General features: G+C 54.5%; 20 protein-coding genes. 6 read left to right on the top strand and 14 right to left on the bottom strand.

What is annotated here, in order from left to right; genetic code table 11:
* Positions 1–111 precede the first annotated feature (111 nt).
* Genes mltC through mutY form a run of 3 tightly spaced genes read right to left on the bottom strand, consistent with a single transcriptional unit; the run spans position 112 to position 2,606 of the window.
* Complete coding sequence (mltC, locus tag ABLV12_RS07025; RefSeq protein WP_004105745.1) at positions 112–1,197, bottom strand: membrane-bound lytic murein transglycosylase MltC; 1,086 nt, start codon at positions 1,195–1,197, stop codon at positions 112–114.
* A 47-nt stretch (positions 1,198–1,244) separates the two neighbouring features.
* Entirely contained in the window at positions 1,245–1,520 is a 276-nt protein-coding gene (locus tag ABLV12_RS07020) for an oxidative damage protection protein (protein ID WP_004105744.1), read from the bottom strand.
* A gap of 27 nt (positions 1,521–1,547) precedes the next feature.
* The gene (gene mutY / locus ABLV12_RS07015) at positions 1,548–2,606 is read right to left on the bottom strand and encodes an A/G-specific adenine glycosylase (protein ID WP_004105734.1); all 1,059 of its coding nucleotides are present in this window, start codon (positions 2,604–2,606) and stop codon (positions 1,548–1,550) included.
* 136 nt (positions 2,607–2,742) lie between these two features.
* On the opposite strand from mutY, the gene trmB reads away from it, so the two are divergent.
* The 4 genes from trmB to ABLV12_RS06995 all read left to right on the top strand — a co-directional run bounded on the left by trmB (position 2,743) and on the right by ABLV12_RS06995 (position 5,676).
* Complete coding sequence (gene trmB, locus ABLV12_RS07010; RefSeq protein ID WP_004115399.1) at positions 2,743–3,462, top strand: tRNA (guanosine(46)-N7)-methyltransferase TrmB; 720 nt, start codon at positions 2,743–2,745, stop codon at positions 3,460–3,462.
* The gene (locus ABLV12_RS07005) at positions 3,462–3,788 is read left to right on the top strand and encodes a YggL family protein (RefSeq protein WP_004105731.1); all 327 of its coding nucleotides are present in this window, start codon (positions 3,462–3,464) and stop codon (positions 3,786–3,788) included. The genes trmB and ABLV12_RS07005 overlap by 1 nt, the downstream gene beginning before the upstream one ends.
* Positions 3,789–3,838: 50 nt before the next feature.
* Positions 3,839–4,558: a DUF2884 domain-containing protein gene (locus ABLV12_RS07000; RefSeq protein WP_017145429.1), complete on the top strand. Its 720-nt coding sequence runs from the start codon at positions 3,839–3,841 to the stop codon at positions 4,556–4,558.
* A gap of 110 nt (positions 4,559–4,668) precedes the next feature.
* Positions 4,669–5,676 (top strand): DUF1202 family protein, encoded by a 1,008-nt coding sequence (locus ABLV12_RS06995; RefSeq protein WP_016807918.1) that lies wholly within the window; start codon positions 4,669–4,671, stop codon positions 5,674–5,676.
* A 190-nt stretch (positions 5,677–5,866) separates the two neighbouring features.
* Here the strand turns inward: ABLV12_RS06995 and ABLV12_RS06990 are convergent, their stop codons facing one another.
* The 8 genes from ABLV12_RS06990 to ABLV12_RS06955 all read right to left on the bottom strand — a co-directional run bounded on the left by ABLV12_RS06990 (position 5,867) and on the right by ABLV12_RS06955 (position 12,317).
* Positions 5,867–7,168 carry a TRAP transporter large permease subunit gene (locus ABLV12_RS06990; protein WP_004105725.1) on the bottom strand — a complete coding sequence of 434 codons (1,302 nt, stop codon included), beginning with the start codon at positions 7,166–7,168 and terminating at the stop codon, positions 5,867–5,869.
* Positions 7,168–7,671, bottom strand: a complete 504-nt coding sequence (locus ABLV12_RS06985; RefSeq protein WP_004105723.1) for a TRAP transporter small permease — start codon at positions 7,669–7,671, stop codon at positions 7,168–7,170. Before ABLV12_RS06985 ends, ABLV12_RS06990 begins: the two co-directional genes overlap by 1 nt.
* A 45-nt stretch (positions 7,672–7,716) precedes the next feature.
* On the bottom strand, positions 7,717–8,703 hold the full coding sequence (locus ABLV12_RS06980; protein WP_335270424.1) for a TRAP transporter substrate-binding protein: 987 nt from the start codon (positions 8,701–8,703) through the stop codon (positions 7,717–7,719).
* A 303-nt stretch (positions 8,704–9,006) separates the two neighbouring features.
* Positions 9,007–10,143 carry a radical SAM family heme chaperone HemW gene (hemW, locus tag ABLV12_RS06975; RefSeq protein ID WP_160887729.1) on the bottom strand — a complete coding sequence of 379 codons (1,137 nt, stop codon included), beginning with the start codon at positions 10,141–10,143 and terminating at the stop codon, positions 9,007–9,009.
* Entirely contained in the window at positions 10,136–10,729 is a 594-nt protein-coding gene (locus ABLV12_RS06970) for an XTP/dITP diphosphatase (RefSeq protein ID WP_004105717.1), read from the bottom strand. Before ABLV12_RS06970 ends, hemW begins: the two co-directional genes overlap by 8 nt.
* Positions 10,730–10,741: 12 nt before the next feature.
* Positions 10,742–11,032, bottom strand: coding sequence for a DUF167 family protein YggU (gene yggU, locus ABLV12_RS06965; RefSeq protein ID WP_004105716.1), 291 nt, complete (start codon positions 11,030–11,032; stop codon positions 10,742–10,744).
* Positions 11,029–11,595, bottom strand: a complete 567-nt coding sequence (locus ABLV12_RS06960) for a YggT family protein (RefSeq protein WP_004105714.1) — start codon at positions 11,593–11,595, stop codon at positions 11,029–11,031. Before ABLV12_RS06960 ends, yggU begins: the two co-directional genes overlap by 4 nt.
* Before the next feature lie 17 nt (positions 11,596–11,612).
* Positions 11,613–12,317, bottom strand: coding sequence for a YggS family pyridoxal phosphate-dependent enzyme (locus tag ABLV12_RS06955; protein ID WP_016807917.1), 705 nt, complete (start codon positions 12,315–12,317; stop codon positions 11,613–11,615).
* A gap of 16 nt (positions 12,318–12,333) precedes the next feature.
* Here ABLV12_RS06955 and ABLV12_RS06950 point away from each other — a divergent pair, with 16 nt between their 5' ends.
* Both ABLV12_RS06950 and ABLV12_RS06945 read left to right on the top strand, forming a co-directional pair.
* Complete coding sequence (locus ABLV12_RS06950) at positions 12,334–13,314, top strand: type IV pilus twitching motility protein PilT (protein ID WP_004105710.1); 981 nt, start codon at positions 12,334–12,336, stop codon at positions 13,312–13,314.
* Between the two features lie 348 nt (positions 13,315–13,662).
* A complete protein-coding gene (locus tag ABLV12_RS06945; protein ID WP_064356378.1) occupies positions 13,663–14,316 on the top strand; it encodes a LuxR C-terminal-related transcriptional regulator in 654 nt (217 codons plus the stop codon).
* Positions 14,317–14,371: 55 nt separating this feature from the next.
* Here ABLV12_RS06945 and ruvX read toward each other — a convergent pair whose 3' ends face one another.
* The 3 genes from ruvX to gshB all read right to left on the bottom strand — a co-directional run bounded on the left by ruvX (position 14,372) and on the right by gshB (position 16,475).
* The gene (ruvX, locus tag ABLV12_RS06940; RefSeq protein ID WP_004105707.1) at positions 14,372–14,788 is read right to left on the bottom strand and encodes a Holliday junction resolvase RuvX; all 417 of its coding nucleotides are present in this window, start codon (positions 14,786–14,788) and stop codon (positions 14,372–14,374) included.
* On the bottom strand, positions 14,788–15,351 hold the full coding sequence (locus ABLV12_RS06935; RefSeq protein ID WP_004105705.1) for a YqgE/AlgH family protein: 564 nt from the start codon (positions 15,349–15,351) through the stop codon (positions 14,788–14,790). Before ABLV12_RS06935 ends, ruvX begins: the two co-directional genes overlap by 1 nt.
* A gap of 176 nt (positions 15,352–15,527) precedes the next feature.
* Entirely contained in the window at positions 15,528–16,475 is a 948-nt protein-coding gene (gshB, locus tag ABLV12_RS06930) for a glutathione synthase (protein ID WP_348866939.1), read from the bottom strand.
* Positions 16,476–16,495: the final 20 nt, after the last annotated feature.

Genomic DNA, 16,495 nt, shown 5'->3' with positions numbered 1-16,495 from the left:
GGGGTGGATACTTTTGTTAACTGCCGCAGAAAATCGCAAAACAGTTGCGCAACTCTATTGTGTATAGCAGAAGGAAGGCGCCCTTGAGGAAACAAGGGCGTTGGCAGAGGATTACTTGCGGCGGTAGCCTTTTTGCGCGGTGTTTACCTTGTAGAGATAACGGCGCGATTCGGCGGACGGGTGACGGCTGGTGATGGTCTGATAAACGTCGCCCGGCGTCATATTATTGATGATATTCGCGGCCTGAATCTTATCGCTGGAGAAGACCCGCAGCACGCTGCCCGCGCCGCCGTTATAGGCGGTAATCACCGCATAGCGACGCGAGGTGGGGTTAGCAATACCGGCCAGATAGACGTTGTTCAGCATGGCCAGATAGGCGGTCCCTGTATCGATATTATTGGCCGGATCGAACAGATAGCTGCGGCTCGGCAGGCCGGATTTCCCCTGCGAGCGGAACACATCCTTCCCGGCACTGTGCTGCACCACCTGCATCAGCCCCAGCGCGTCGGCATGGCTGACTGCATAGGGGTTAAAGGACGATTCGGTTTGCATAATCGCCAGGATCAGCGACTCATCAACGCCATATTTGCGCGACGCCTGACGGACCATGCCAATGTATTTATGCGCACGTTTGTCGAGATGGTTCGGCACCAGGTTGATGGTGATGCTGTAGATCATGCGCGGACCGTTGCTGCGGCTTTTCAGACGCGTTTGCAGCAGGTAGTCCGCAAAGCGTGAGGCGCGCCACTCCCAGCGAATCGACTCACCGGTGTTATCCACGACCTGACCATACAGGAACGGTTCTTTTGAGATCTGAATGTCATCGACGTCGGAATAGAGGTCGATGGAGTTAGGGTCGTCGCCCATCAGCAGGGTTTTAATAATCGCCTGGCGCAGACGCCCGGCCGGGTCGGTGCCGGCGATGGTTTCGACGGTAATCGTCCCGGCGTCAAAGTTGATGTGGCTGCGGGTTTGATACTGGTCGGTGTATTTGACGTAGTCTTTCGGCCCGGCGAGCAGAACTTCGTTATAACCCCAAATGTTCTCGATGTTATGGGCGAACTGGCCCATCAGAATATCAAAGCCGTTGGTGTCCTTCACCCACGCCTCGTTATACTCGGCGCCTTTTTTGGTTGAGCTGGAACACGAAACGAGCAAAGGCGCAATCAGCGCTAGCGCTAAGTATTTTTTCATCATTCCGGGAGTGCGTGTTGTGTTTGTTGTGGTAAAGGGCCGTCAGGCCCTTACTGTTTTTCTGGCGGCGTATAGCCTTCGATGTGTACGTCTTTACCTTCAAACAGGAACTGAACCATCTCCTGCTCCAGCAGTTTGCGATGCTCGGGGTTCATCATGCTGAGTTTTTTCTCGTTGATCAGCATCGTCTGTTTATGCTGCCACTGGGCCCAGGCTTCTTTAGAGATTTCGTTATAGATACGTTTGCCCAGTTCGCCCGGATACAGCTGAAAATCCTGGCCATCGGCTTCACGCTGCAGGAAAGTACAAAAAATCGTTCTGCTCATTCTTAATCCTCTTTAATCGCCAGAAAGCTAAACCGGTGCTCCGGCTTTTAACTGTTGCAACAAGCGCTCCACGGGGGCCGCCAGACCGACGGACGGCGGCTGCGCTAAGTTATACCAGAGTGCGCCCCCTTCATCCATGCATGCGCCGGATGAGTGCACTGTAAGCCACATCGGCACAATATCCAGATGGAAATGGCTGAAAGTGTGGCGAAACGCGGTTAATTGCGTCAGATTATCGGCCTTAATCTGGCGCTGCGCCAGCCACTGCCGCAGCGCATCTTCATCTTCAAACTGCGGGAAGCAGAACAATCCGCCCCATAAACCCACCGGCGGGCGCTGGCAGAGAAATACCTCATCGCCGTGCTGCATCAGCAGGAAATAGCCGGTACGTTCCGGGATCGTCTGTTTCGGTTTTTTGCCTGGATATTGAGCCCATGAATGACTGGCGTAGGCCACGCAGCCGTTATTCAGCGGACAGAGCTCGCATTTGGGCTTAGAGCGGGTACACACCATCGCCCCGAGGTCCATCATGGCCTGGTTAAAACGCTCAACCCCTTTCGCTGGCGTCACGTCCTCACTAATATCCCACAGGCGTTTCTCAACCTCTTTTTTCCCCGGCCAACCGCTGACAGCATAGCAGCGCGCGAGCACGCGCTTCACGTTGCCGTCGAGAATCGGATAATGCTGACCGAGAGAAAGGGATAAAATCGCCCCGGCGGTGGAACGACCCACGCCCGGCAGCGCGGCGACTTCATCAAAAGTTTGCGGGAAGTTTCCGCCGTGCAGGGTGGCCACCTGCTGCGCCGCTTTATGCAGATTGCGCGCGCGGGCGTAATAGCCCAGCCCGGTCCACAGATGGAGGACTTCATCGAGTGGCGCATTGGCCAGATCGGTAATTGTTGGGAAACGCGCCATAAAGCGCTCAAAATAGGGGATAACCGTCGCCACCTGCGTTTGTTGCAACATCACCTCGGAGAGCCATACTTTGTAGGGCGTCTTGCCGATTTGCCAGGGCAGGGTTTTACGTCCGTATTTGTCGTACCAGTCCAGTACCTGGGCTGAAAATTGCGCGGCGAGAAAAGTCAAAGCTACGGCTCCGGGATAGCGATTATAAGGTGGCAGATTGCAGCACAAGGGCGAGAGGCTGTAAACCCTTGCATCCGCCGGGTAACTTTGGATAATGCCCGTTTTCCGAACACTCTCACAAGCAGACTTAACTTTTATGAAAAACGACGTCATATCTCCGGAATTCGATGAAAACGGCCGTCCGCTGCGCCGTATTCGCAGCTTCGTCCGTCGTCAGGGCCGCCTGACTAAAGGTCAGCAGCACGCGCTGGACACCATTTGGCCGGTGATGGGCGTTGAATTTAACGATGCGCCGCTCGATTTTGCCGCGCTGTTTGGCCGTGAAGCGCCCATCACGCTGGAGATTGGTTTTGGTATGGGCGCTTCGCTGGTGGCGATGGCGAAAGAGAAGCCGCAGCAGAATTTCCTCGGCATTGAAGTGCACTCTCCTGGCGTCGGCGCCTGTCTGGCGTCTGCTGAAGAAGAGGGCGTGCAAAATCTGCGCGTTATGTGCCACGATGCGGTAGAAGTGCTGCACGCGATGATCCCCGATAACTCCCTGAGCATGGTGCAGCTGTTTTTCCCTGACCCGTGGCACAAAGCGCGTCATAATAAGCGCCGGATCGTTCAGCCGCCTTTTGCCGAACTGGTGAAAAGTAAACTGAAGCTGGGCGGCGTTTTCCATATGGCGACCGACTGGGAGCCCTATGCCGAGCATATGCTGGAAGTGATGTCCTCGCTTGAAGGATATCGCAACCGGTCAGAAAGCAACGACTATGTGCCGCGCCCGGAATCGCGCCCGGTAACCAAATTTGAACAGCGTGGCCATCGTCTTGGCCACGGCGTATGGGACTTAATGTTCGAGAGGGTGAAATAATGGCAACGAATCGTAGCCGTCGTCTGCGTAAAAAAATGCATATCGACGAATTTCAGGAAGTGGGTTTTTCCGTCGCGTGGCGTTTCGCGGAAGGAACCAGCGAAGAGCAGATCGACCAGACCGTTAACGATCTGATTGATGAGGTGATTGAGCCTAATAAGCTGGCCTTTGACGGCAGCGGCTATCTCTCCTGGGAAGGCCTGATCTGCCTGCAGGAAATCGGTAAATGCACCGAGGAGCACCAGGCCATTGTGCGTAAATGGCTGGAAGACCGCGGGCTGGCCGATGTACGCACCAGCGAACTTTTTGATATCTGGTGGGACTAAGTTTGACAAGGGTCGGCAACTGCCGGCCCGTTTTGTCTGAAGGGAGTTAAATGATGCGCAAAACGCTGTTAGCTGTGGCGCTTTCCGTCACCGCTTTGTCCGCGCATGCGGACTACCAGTGTAGCGTCACACCGCGTGACGATGTCATCCTCAGCCCGCAGCAGGTGCAGGTGAAAGGCGAAAATGGCGATCTGGTGATTAAGCCGGACGGCAGCCTGAGCTTTAACGGGAAAGCGTATTCTCTGAACGCCGCTCAGCGCGAACAGGCTCAGGACTATCAGGCCAGCCTGCGCAGCAGCCTGCCGTGGATTGATGAAGGCGCACGCTCGCGGGTAGAAAAAGGCCGCGCCGCGCTGGATAAAATTATTACCGAACAGGTAGGGGCCAGCAGCAGCATGCATAGCCGCCTGACCAAGCTTGATGCGCAGCTGAAAGCGCAAATGAGCCGCATAATTGAACATCGTAACGATGGCCTGACGTTCCACTATAAAGCTATCGATCAGGTGCGCGCCGACGGCCAGCAGCTGGTAAACCAGGCGATGGGCGGCATCCTGCAGGACAGCATCAACGAGATGGGCGCGAAGGCGGTTCTCAAAGGCGGCGGTAACCCGCTGCAGGGGATCCTCGGCAGCCTTGGCGGCCTGCAAACCGCCATTCAGGATGAATGGAAAAATCAGGAAGCCGATTTCCAGCAGTTTGGTAAGGATGTCTGCAGCCGCGTGGTTTCCCTTGAGGATAGCCGCAAAGCGCTGGTGGGGTCGTTAAAGTAAGTTTTATTCCGCTACCTGCGTCCGCAGGTAGCAAAATCAGATTTCATTTATCCTGCCTGCGGTGGCGAACTCCTTATGATGCCTGCTGTATTCATAAAAGGAATTTGCTGATGAAATATGCATGGAAAACGCTCACCGTCCTGATGATCGCTTCCCCTTGTCACGTGCTGGCGGATGCCAACACGCCAACAGACGACGTGGTAAAACAGCAGTTTGCTGAACAGACTGGCGGGATTATGCGCTTGCAAAACGTGACGCTGAAGCAGCTAGACGCCAGGGGAAATCAGGCGACCTATATGCTGGAAGGCGATATGGCCGCCGCGGAAGATCTCTATATTCGCGTCGGCGTCGCGGGAGATTACTTTTTTTATGAGCGAGTCTGGACCAGGGGGCGGCCGGTAAAGTTCTCCGCCATGATGACCGCGGTAGGGACCAAAGACTCCGGCTGGCAGACCGAATTCTTTTCGCTGCAGATGGCGGCGAAGAGGGGCGGGAGAACCTTTAAGGAAATCGGAGGGGATGAAAGTAAAACCCTGATCGTCAATGACCACAAGTTTATGGCGCAATTTGCCAAAATTGACGCCAGCTTTGCCGCCAGCAAAGCCACGATGAAGACGCTGCAAGGGCAACAGGATGCGCTGAAAACCGAGATCGCCGCGTTAGAGGAGCGGATTAACCGTTCATGGGGTACGGATGCGAACGGCAAGCCGCTCGATCGCAGCGACGTGCAGCAGGCGATGCTGGAAAAAATGTATGAAGTAGACCGGCAAAACGATCCGCTGAAGTTCGAGAATCATTACTACAAAACTCTCTATGAACCCGCACTGGCCGCCTGTCAGAAAAAAGCGGTTTGCGATGCCGCGCCGCTGCGCGCCGAGCGCGATGCCGTGCTGAATGAGCAGAAGCGTAACTATTATCGCCAGCATAAAGAGATGAGTGAAAATATCAAAGCGGAGATGGCCGCGCGCGATAAAAAGATAGCGCCGCTGCAGAAGCAAAAAGGCGAACTGAACGCGCAGCTGATGGCGCTGGAGATCCGCTACCGGGAGTTGGCTCGCGACGAAAAATACTGGCAGGAGGGGCTGGAGAAGATGCGCCGCAACGGGGTTCTAAAGTAGCCGGGTCAGGTTCGGAATGGCCCGGCTGCGCCTGGCGCGTATGAGCTTGTCGGATGACAGAATATTTTGCTATTGAAGCTTTTGTCGGCCGGGCACGGCGCTAGAGCCGTCGCCCGGCAGAAGCGTTAGCTCAAGGTCTAACGCCCATTCTTCCTCAGGAATGCGTCCCCTCCTTTCCAGGGCAATAACGCTACATCAGCCCCAGCAGCTGCGGAATAAACAGCGAAATCTGCGGGATATAGACAATCATCATCAGCGCGATCAGCAGGGCGGCGTAGAACGGCAGCAGCGGTTTGATCAACTGCTGAATTTTGACGCCAGAAATAGAACAGCCAACGAACAACGCGCTGCCAACTGGTGGGGTGAGCAGCCCGATACACAGATTGGCGACCATCATAATACCGAAGTGCACCGGATCCATCCCCAGGTCCTGCGCGATTGGCAGGAATATTGGAGTGAAAATCAGCACCGCTGGGGTCATATCCATAAAGATCCCGACGATTAACAGCACGATATTTATCAGCAGCAGAATCACCACCGGGTTTTCAGAAACGCCCATTAGCGCGTCGCTTATCATGTAGGGAATGTCGGCGTTGGTCATCGCCCACGACATGCCCACGGAAAAGCCAATCAGCAGCAGCACAATAGAGGTCATGACTACCGATTCCAGAATCAGCTTCGGCAGATCGCGCCACTTCACTTCCCGATATATCAGTACCGACAGGATAAAGGTGTAGACCACGGCGATGGCAGAGGCTTCCGTCGCGGTAAAAATGCCGCCAAGGATCCCGCCCATCACAATGATGACCAGCAGCAGGCTGGGCAGAGCATCGAAAAACGCTTTTGCCGCCTGGGCGCAGGTCGGACGCTCGGAAACCGGATAGCCGCGACGTTTAGCAATGACGGCACAGACCACCATAATAGCCAGGCCCATCAGGATGCCCGGCAAATAGCCGGCCATAAACAGCGAGGCCACCGAGACGCCGCCTGCGGTCAGGGAAAAGACGATCAGTACGTTTGACGGCGGAATAAGCAGACCCGTGATGCAGGATGAGACGTTCACCGCCGTAGAGAAGGCCGGATCGTAGCCTTTCTGCGTCTGTATGGGGTTGAGCGTGCCGCCGACCGCGGCGGCGGCGGCGACCGCTGAGCCTGAAATCGAGCCGAACATCATATTGGCCAGCACGTTGACGTGGCCCAGAGAGCCCGGCACGCGTCCGACCATCACCTGGGCCAGATTGATTAAACGTATGGCAATCCCGCCGCTGTTCATCAGGGTTCCGGCAAAGATAAAGAATGGAATCGCCAGCAGCGCGAAGTTATCGAGGCCGTTTGCCAGGCGCTGAGAAACGGTAATCACTGCGATATCCCAGGGGAACATCAGCAGCATCGAACCGACGGTAGCGATGCCAATGGAGAAGGAGATAGGTACGCCAATAAAAACCAGAATAAAGAAAGAGCCAAATAGCATCAGTGCGATATAGCTGTCCATCAATTTGCCCCCGCTGCAGAGTGCTTCATGTTTTTCAGTCCGGTGCTGATAAAACACAACGCGTAGAACATCATAATGATCCCGGTTAGCGGCAGGATCAGATACACGTAGCCCATGGGGATTTGCATCGCCGCTGAGACCTGGGACGTCGATAGCGTTTTCTCAATCAGCTTCACGCCGCCGGTCACAATTACTGAACCAGCAAAAATAAAGATCAGCAGATTAATGATGACGCTGAGAAGCGCCTGCCTGCGAGGAGGGAGCGTCATCGCCAGTAAATCGATAGCCAGATGACGCTGGGCGCCGACGGTATATGCCGCACCCAGCAGCCCGACCCAAATCATTAAAAAGCGCGCCAGTTCGTCGGTCAGGGTGCTTGGCTGGTTTAGCACGTAGCGGCTAAATACCTGCCAGACGACGCAGACCACCAGCGCAATCATAACGGCGACGGAGAATGCGGCGATCGTGCGGTCCACCGCCAGCTTTATGCGGTTAAGTATCATCTTTGAGTTCCCGGTGAAAGGGGCCAGCGGCTGGCCCGCTAAGTGTTATTCAGCAGCAGCTTCAAATTTGGCCAGCAGAGCCGCCTGCTTCGGATCTTTTTTGAAGTCATCAAAGAGCGGTTGAACGGCGGCGCGGAACGGTGCTTTATCAACTTTGATAATTTCGCCGCCCATGGCTTTGGCCTGCGCGCGGGTGTCGGCGTCAATTTTGTCCCACAGTTTTTGCTGATAGGCCTCTGAGGCTTTCGCCGCCTCGTTCAGGATTTGCTGCTGCTCCGGCGTCAGCTTGTCCCAGGTTTTGCTGGAGATAACGAGGAAGTCCGGGATGGAGGCATGTTCATCTTCTGAGAAAACCTTAGCGATTTCGATATGGCGCGTTTGCACCCAGGAAGGTACGTTATTTTCCGCGCCGTCCACTACGCCCTGCTGCATCGCGGTATAGACTTCACCAAACGAAATTGGCGTTGGCGAACCGCCCATTAATTCGATCATTTTCAACGTGGTCGGACTGGCCTGGACGCGGATTTTCAGCCCTTTTAAATCTTCCGGTTTAGTAATGGGTTTTTTAGCATAAAAACTTCGGGTCCCGGCAACATAAGCGGAAAGGGCAAAGAATCCTTTATCTTTCGTGGACTCCATTATTTCTTTACCCACTTCACCGAAGACGACTTTATTGAAGTGATTCTGATCCTTGAACAGGAACGGTAAATTATATATCGCGTAGACGTTATCAAATGACTCCAGGTCGCTGGCGGAACCTTTCGTCATATCCAGTGCGCCGTTTTGTAATAACTCCATCGTTTCACGCGCGCTGCCCATCTGGCTACTGGGGTAAATGCGGATTTTCATATTGCCGTTGGAAAGTTGGTTAACCTCTTTCGCCATCTGCTCAAACGCCTGATGAACAACGTGGCTGCGTTCAAGGTTATGTGCCAGTTTTAACGTAACTTTTTCAGCTCCGCTGGCGCCCGCTGAGAGCAGGGCAAGCAAAGAAACACACACCAGAGAACGAGAAAACGAGAGTTTTTTCATGAGTCGGCTCCATGCACTTAGGTTAATTGGTCAATATCTAAAGAGTCATTCTTTGTTTCTGTATGACATATTATCCTGGTTGTCGTACACCTTTAAGCTGTCTGACTCACACTTTTTCCCAATGAGACGATGAAATGCGTATTTTGTGCGTTAGGTTATATTTATTTTCTATAAATGAATGTGAATTAATTTTTATTAAGAATGCTGAACTGAGATTCTTCGGGAATTACGATATTAATATTTCGGGAAAAACGAATAATTAATTATCCCGCTATTTATATAACGGGATAATCAGGGAGAGGTTTATTCGCTGAGGAATAATTCGAGAAGGGAGTTCAAAAATAGCTTACCGTGCTCGGTAATCTGCCAGCAGCCTTCATCTTCCGTCAGATAGCCCTGGGCAATAGCGGCATCGATTTGCGGGCGGATCGTCCGCTCGTCGAGGCCGGTAAAGCGGCTGAATTCATCCCGTGGCGCCGCTTCGAGCAGGCGGAAACGGTTCATAAAGAACTCAAACGGTTTATCTGCGTTCTCTACATCATGCTGGCGCTCCAGGTAACGGCCTTCCATATAGCCGCGCGGGTGGCGGGTTTTCGCCGTCCGCAGAATGCGTCCGTCCGCAAACGTCACTTTACCGTGCGCGCCGCAGCCAATGCCCAGGTAGTCGCCAAAGCGCCAGTAGTTCAGATTATGCTGGCACTGATATCCCGGTTTTGCATAGGCGGAAGTTTCATATTGCCGGTAGCCCGCGGCGCTAAGCAGGCTATGCCCCTGTTCATAAATATCCCACAGCGCATCGTCGTCAGGCAGGACCGGCGGTCGCGAACCAAACAGGGTATTTGGTTCAATGGTCAACTGATACCAGGAGAGATGCGGCGGATTGAGCGCAATCGCCTGGCGCAGGTCGTCCAGCGCCTCTTCCAGAGACTGGTCCGGCAGACCATGCATTAAATCGAGGTTAAAGCTGCGCAGTCCCAGACCGCTTGCCAGGTTTGCCGCGCGTTTGGCTTCCTGTGGCCCATGAATGCGCCCCAGACGCTGCAGCTTTTGCTCGCTAAAGCTCTGTACGCCGATGGAGATGCGATTAATGCCGGCGCGCTGATACTCCACGAAGCGATCCGCTTCCACGGTGCCGGGGTTGGCTTCCATCGTGATTTCGGCTCCGGCCGCCAGCGGAAGAGCCGCGCGTACGCCATCGAGTAGGGTTTGCATCGCCGGGCCGGAGAGCAGGCTCGGCGTACCGCCGCCAATAAAAATCGTCCCGATTTCACGTCCCTGCGCATAGTGGACGTCGGCGCGCAGATCGTTCAGCAGATGCTGGACATAGTCATCATGCGGCACTTCGCCCTTCAACGCATGCGAGTTGAAATCGCAGTACGGGCATTTCTGCACGCACCACGGGATGTGAATGTAGAGGCTCAGGGGCGGCAAATTAGCCATTACGTAAGGCTTCCAGTAACAGTTTCAGCGCTCGTCCGCGGTGGGAAATGGCGCTCTTCTCTTCACGGCTCAGCTCCGCTGCGGTTTTACCTTCCGTCGGAACAAAGAAAATCGGATCGTAACCAAAGCCGCCGCTGCCGGCGGCCTGGCGAGCGATGATGCCTGGCCAACTGCCGTGGCACACCAGCGGCGTGGGATCTTCCGCATGGCGCAGATAGACCAGCACGCAGTGGAACTGCGCCTGGCGCTTATCGTCCGGCACGTCGCGTAGCGCGTCGAGCAGTTTTTCCAGATTGCGCTGGTCGGTCGCATCTTCACCGGAATAGCGGGCAGAATAGATGCCAGGCGCGCCGCCTAACGCATCGACGGCCAGACCTGAGTCATCGGCGATAGCCGGAAGGCCGGTAATCTGCGCGGCGTGGCGCGCTTTAAGAATGGCGTTTTCGATAAACGTGAGGCCGGTTTCCTCTGCGGAATCCACGCCCAGTTCGGTTTGCGCCACGATATCGAGGCCAAAATCTGCCAGCAGCGAGGCCAGCTCGCGCACTTTACCGGGATTGCCGGTGGCGAGAACAACTTTTTGCATAAGAGATCCTGTCTATTCTGTCAGCGCAGCGACCCCGTCGGGGATCTGCTGCGGATGAATGATTTTTATCTGTTTGTGGCGACCCAGTTCGCCCTTCTCAATAAGCACCTGGCTTTTTGCTACGCGAAACTGTTTGGCGAGAAATTTTACCAGATGGGCGTTGGCCTGGCCGTCAACGGGTGGCGCGGTAATGGCGACTTTGAGCTCGTCGCCATGTAAACCAACGATGCTGTCGCGGCTGGCCTTAGGCTGAATATACAGCCTTAAGACCAGACCGTCAGCGCAGGCCTGGACAGCACTCATAGCGCCATCCACAGCCCCGGAAGCAGAACGTTACCGGTAGCCTGCAACAGTTCGGCGATACCCATATTGATCACGTACAGCAGCAGAACCAGCACCATCGGCGAGAAATCAATTCCGCCCATTGAGGGCAGCAGCCTGCGGATAGGGCGCAGCAGCGGGTCTGCCAGCTGCATCAGAACATATTCCACCGGGCTACGGCCCTGGCTTACCCAGCTCATAATCGCCATTAACAGAAGAACCCAGAAGATCAGCGAGCCGACGGTTTTGATAAGGATCAGCAGCGCGGAGATCCAGATAATCGGCTGGAAGGTGACGACCATAAACAGGACGATAGCTTTCACGACGCAGAGAATAAAGGCGACCAGCAGGGAGGCGCTGTCGAGCGGCCCCATCGCCGGGATAATGCGGCGTAGCGGCCCAACGACAGGCTGCGTAGCTTTGACCACGAACTGCGAAAACGGGTTATAAAAGTCGCAGCGCGCCCATTGCATCCAGACGCGTAACAACACGACCATTGTATAAAGCTCAATGACCGTTGAGAGCAGGAAAGTCAACGTCTTCATGGCGTTCCTCAGATTCCTTATTTTTTGCTGTAGTCGCGCGCGCCGAAAATTGCGGTTCCGATGCGCACCATAGTGCTTCCCGCCGCGATGGCGGCTTCCATATCATCCGACATTCCCAGCGACAACGTATCGACGGTAGGGTAGTGCGTTTTTAGCCGCGCAAATGCTACCGCCATTTGTTGGGCGACGGCAAACTGCCTTACATATTCTGACTCAGGCGCGGGGATGGCCATTAAACCGCGCAGCTGCAGATTCGGCAATTTAGCGATCTCTGCCGCCAGCGCGTCCAGCTCTGCAGGCGGAATACCCGACTTGCTCTGCTCATCGCTAATGTTGATTTGAATCAGCACGTTGAGCGGCGGCATGTCGGCAGGGCGCTGTTCACTGAGGCGAGCGGCGATTTTGAGTCGATCGACGGTATGACACCAGTCAAAATGTTCGGCCACGAGGCGGCTTTTGTTGGACTGCAGCGGACCAATAAAGTGCCACTGCAGCCCGCTTGCCCCGGTCTCCTGAAAGTAGCGGATTTTTTCCACCCCTTCCTGAACATAGTTTTCGCCAAACGCGACCTGGCCTGCGGCCATCGCTTCTTCGATAGCGCTCGCAGGTTTCGTTTTACTGACTGCAAGCAGCGTAACTTCTTCTGGAGCACGGCCGCAGCGTGCGGCAGCGGCTGAGATTTTGTCCCGGACCTGTGCCAGGTTATGCGCAATATCGTTCATATACCGAGGATGAGTTATGGAACTGGAAGAAATAGTGGCCCTTAGTGTAAAGCATAACGTCTCCGATCTACACCTGTGCAATGCTTCAGCGCCGCGCTGGCGTCGCCAGGGAAAGCTGGAGCCTGCGCCTTTTACCTCCCCTGATATCAGCAAAATACTCCATGACTGGCTCAACGCCGAGCAGCTCGCGCAGTGGCAGGCCAGCGGGCAGGTCGATTTCGCTTTAGCGCCGGCTGGCGGGCCACGCCTTCGCGCCAGCGCATTTGCCCACAGCCGCGGCCTGTCGCTGGCGCTGCGTCTGCTGGCGGAAACCTGCCCGCAGCTGGAGGCGCTCGGTGTACCAGCCGCCTTAAGCGAGCTGCTCAATGAGGAGAGCGGGCTTATCCTCGTCACGGGCGCCACCGGCAGCGGGAAATCAACTACCCTGGCGGCGATGGTGGGCTATCTTAATCAGCGCCTCAATGGTCATATCCTGACGCTGGAAGATCCGGTCGAATTTATTCACCACAGCGAGCGTTGCCTGATCCAGCAGCGGGAAATCGGCCGCCACTGCCCCTCCTTTGCCGCGGCGTTACGCGCTGCGCTGCGTCAGGATCCGGACGTCATTCTGTTAGGGGAACTGCGCGATAGCGAAACTATCCGCCTGGCACTTACGGCGGCGGAGACCGGACATCTGGTTATGGCGACGCTGCATACGCGCGGCGCGGCGCAGGCGGTTGAAAGGCTGGTGGATGTTTTTCCCGCCCAGGAGAAAGAGCAGGTTCGCAGCCAGCTGGCGGGAAGTTTGTGCGCGGTACTGGCACAAAAATTGTTTCCGGATGCTGCAGGCGGCAGAGTTGCGCTATACGAGCTTTTAGTTAATACCCCAGCAGTGGCGAATTTGATCCGGGAGGGAAAAACGCATCAGCTGCCCGGCGTGATGCAAACCGGGCAGCAATCTGGCATGCAAACATTTACGCAAAGCTTTCAGCAACGTACGGCAGCGGGTCTTTTATAGCTGCATTTTTTATATTCAGACATCTTACCAATGGCTTGTTATGATAATGTTTTATTAATGTTCGGTATTATTATTTTATATTACAAAGAACCATATGGAATTAAGCCGAATAATGTAGGCTATGAAAAACGAATTGACATAAACCTCCCATAACCAGGAAAAAAGTTTGATAATCTTTTGACTCTCTCAAGGTATTCGATTTATGCTGTTTACAGGGATAGGAAAATTCCCATGGAATATTGTTTCAAAGTGTAAATTTGGTTTTTATTTATAAATACACCGGCGATGGTATTCTTGTTAATTCATTTAACCGCTATGAAGGCGGGTATCAACTAAGGAGAGTTTTAAGTGATTAATTTTTCTGAGGATTCAGTTCTTTCTCATCAGGTTACCTTTATTACTCACCCCTCAATTCAAAGCAAGGCATTTGCAACCTGGCTGGCTGACAGGTTATCTGCTACAGTGATCCTGCAAAATATTAACAAACCCCTCGCGCAACGACTTGTGAAAGATTCTGTAATATTATTTGATATTGCGGTTTCAAATAAAAAGTTGAATAGCGTGTGGCGTGATATTATTCGCCTGCAGGTAGATAACCCCCGTTTATTGATTATCAACAGCGCACAAAAGTATGAGCTCTACGAAATGGCACAGTGGCCAGCGCTTTATGGCGTTTTCCGTCACGACGATGATGAATTGCGCTTAATTGAGGGCGTTAAAGCTGTGCTTAACGGCGAACAGACGGCTGAATTGAGCGTAATGCACCCGGCTATGTACGCAGCGGATCATCAATCGGTGCCTGTGGAAAGTTCGCCGCTGACCGAGCGCGAATGTGAAATCCTTAATGAACTTCGCTGCGGGGCGACCAATATGGATATTGCTCGCGCGCTGTTTATCAGCGAAAACACGGTGCGTACCCATCTGTACAACGTGTTCCGTAAGCTAAGCGTGAAGAACCGAACCCAGGCGGTCAGCTGGGCGAATGAGCATCTGCGTCACTAAAAACTGAATCAGGATGATGGCGCCTGTCGCTGCGATGTGGCGCCAGCATTCAGGATCAGAAGCCCTGCTCGAAGTAGCTTTCCAGAATAATGACAGCGGACGCTGAATCAATGCTGCCTTTATTGAGCGCACGGAATCCACCGTGTTCAAATAACCCGGCTCTGGCTTCCACCGTGCTCAGACGCTCATCGTGCAGGATTATCTGCACGCCGAAACGGCCATGGATTTTATTCGCGAAGTTGCGCGCGCGCGCGGTCAGAGGTTGCTCCGTACCGTCCATATTCAGCGGCAGGCCGACAACCACCTTTTCGGGCTGCCACTCTTTGAGCAGCTTCTCGATAATATTCCAGTCAGGTTTGCCGTCCTGCGCCTTCAATGCGGGCAGGGGGCGGGCAGTGCCGGTGATGCGCTGCCCTACGGCGACGCCGATGCTTTTGGTACCAAAATCAAAGCCTAAAAACGTTCCGCTCATCAGGCATGCCCCGCTGCGGCCGGCATGGTGACGATATCGATGCCGATCAGCTTCGCAGCCTCGCGCCAGCGGTCGGCTATTGGCGTATTGAACAAAATGTTCCGATCCGCCGGTGCGGTGAGCCAGGCGTTATCCAGTATCTCTTGCTCCAACTGACCTTTCTCCCAGGAGGCATAGCCCAGCGCAACCAGCACGTTGTCCGGCTGTTTATCCGTGCCCAGCGTTTCGAGCACGTCGCGGGAGGTGGTGATCACCGTATTATCGGAAATACGAATGCTGGAAGAAAAGTCAGAGGGCGGCGAGTGCAGTATAAAACCCCGGTCCTCGGCCAGCGGGCCGCCAACCATCACCGGTTTATCCAGGCGGATCTCGGGATTGCGCGGCTCAGGCGTGATTTTTAACTTCTCCAGGATCCCTTCAACCTGCAGATTTTCCATCGGCTTATTGATGATGATGCCCATGGCGCCGTCATCGTTATACTCGCAGATATAGACTACGGAGCGACGGAACATCGGGTCCTGGAGAGCAGGCATGGCAATCAGAAAGTGATGCTGTAAATTCATTGTCAGAGGTTCTGTTCCTGGTTCAAAAAAGCAGCACCCAGTATGCGGGTAAAGCAAGAGAGTGTCGATTCACTTTATCTTGCAGGCGTCACGGCCATTGCCTGTCTGAGCCTGAAAGTGAATCTCTGAAGCGAGCTTCAGGCTACAGGCGTTGGCCCATAGCCTGAATGAGCGCGTTATTTATTGAGGCGCTTTTCGATGGCGTCCATCAGCATCCCGGTGATGGAAATCGGGAAGGCGGCTTCGATTTCACGTACGCAGGTTGGGCTGGTGACGTTAATTTCCGTCAGGCGATCGCCGATGATATCCAGGCCGACGAAGATTAAGCCTTTGGCCTTCAGCGTCGGGCCTACGCGGCGGGCGATAGCCCAGTCGCTTTCGGTCAGGGGGCGCGCTTCGCCACGGCCGCCGGCGGCGAGGTTGCCGCGAGTTTCGCAACCCTGCGGAATACGGGCCAGGCAGTAAGGAACCGGCTCGCCGTCCACGACCAGTACGCGCTTATCGCCGTCTTTAATGGCCGGCAGATAGTTCTGCGCCATGCAGTAGCGGCTGCCCAGCTCGGTCAGGGTCTCGGTAATCACGCCGAGGTTAGGGTCACCCTCTTTCACGCGGAAAATGGAGGTACCGCCCATGCCGTCCAGCGGCTTGAGGATGACATCGCCGTGCTTTTCCCAGAAGGCTTTCAGCTGAGCTTTATTGCGGGTGACCAGCGTTTCCGGCGTCAGCTCGGAGAACCAGGCGGTAAACAGCTTTTCGTTACAGTCGCGCAGGCTCTGCGGCTTATTGACGATAAGCGTGCCTTTCTCTTCGGCGCGTTCGAGGATGTAGGTCGCATAGATAAACTCGGTATCAAACGGCGGATCTTTACGCATCAGAATGACGTCCAGGTCCGCCAGAGGCAGATCCTGCTCGCCGTTGAACTCGTACCATTTGTCGTAGTTCTGCTCGACGCTCAGCTTGCGCGTACGGGCGCGGGCTTCACCGTTGATTAAGTACAGATCGTTCATCTCCATATAGTGGAGTTCATAGCCGCGACGCTGCCCTTCCAGCAACATAGCGAAGCTGGTGTCTTTCTTGATGTTGATGGTTGCGATGGGGTCCATCACGATGCCGAGCTTAATCATTGTTCTTCTCCGTTAACGCT

It is taken from the genome of Klebsiella sp. CN_Kp100 (genome assembly GCF_040065315.1).
GTDB classification, from domain to species: Bacteria; Pseudomonadota; Gammaproteobacteria; order Enterobacterales; family Enterobacteriaceae; genus Klebsiella; species Klebsiella oxytoca.
Note: the sequence above shows the minus strand (reverse complement) of the source record. Positions and strands in the feature narration are given on the sequence as shown.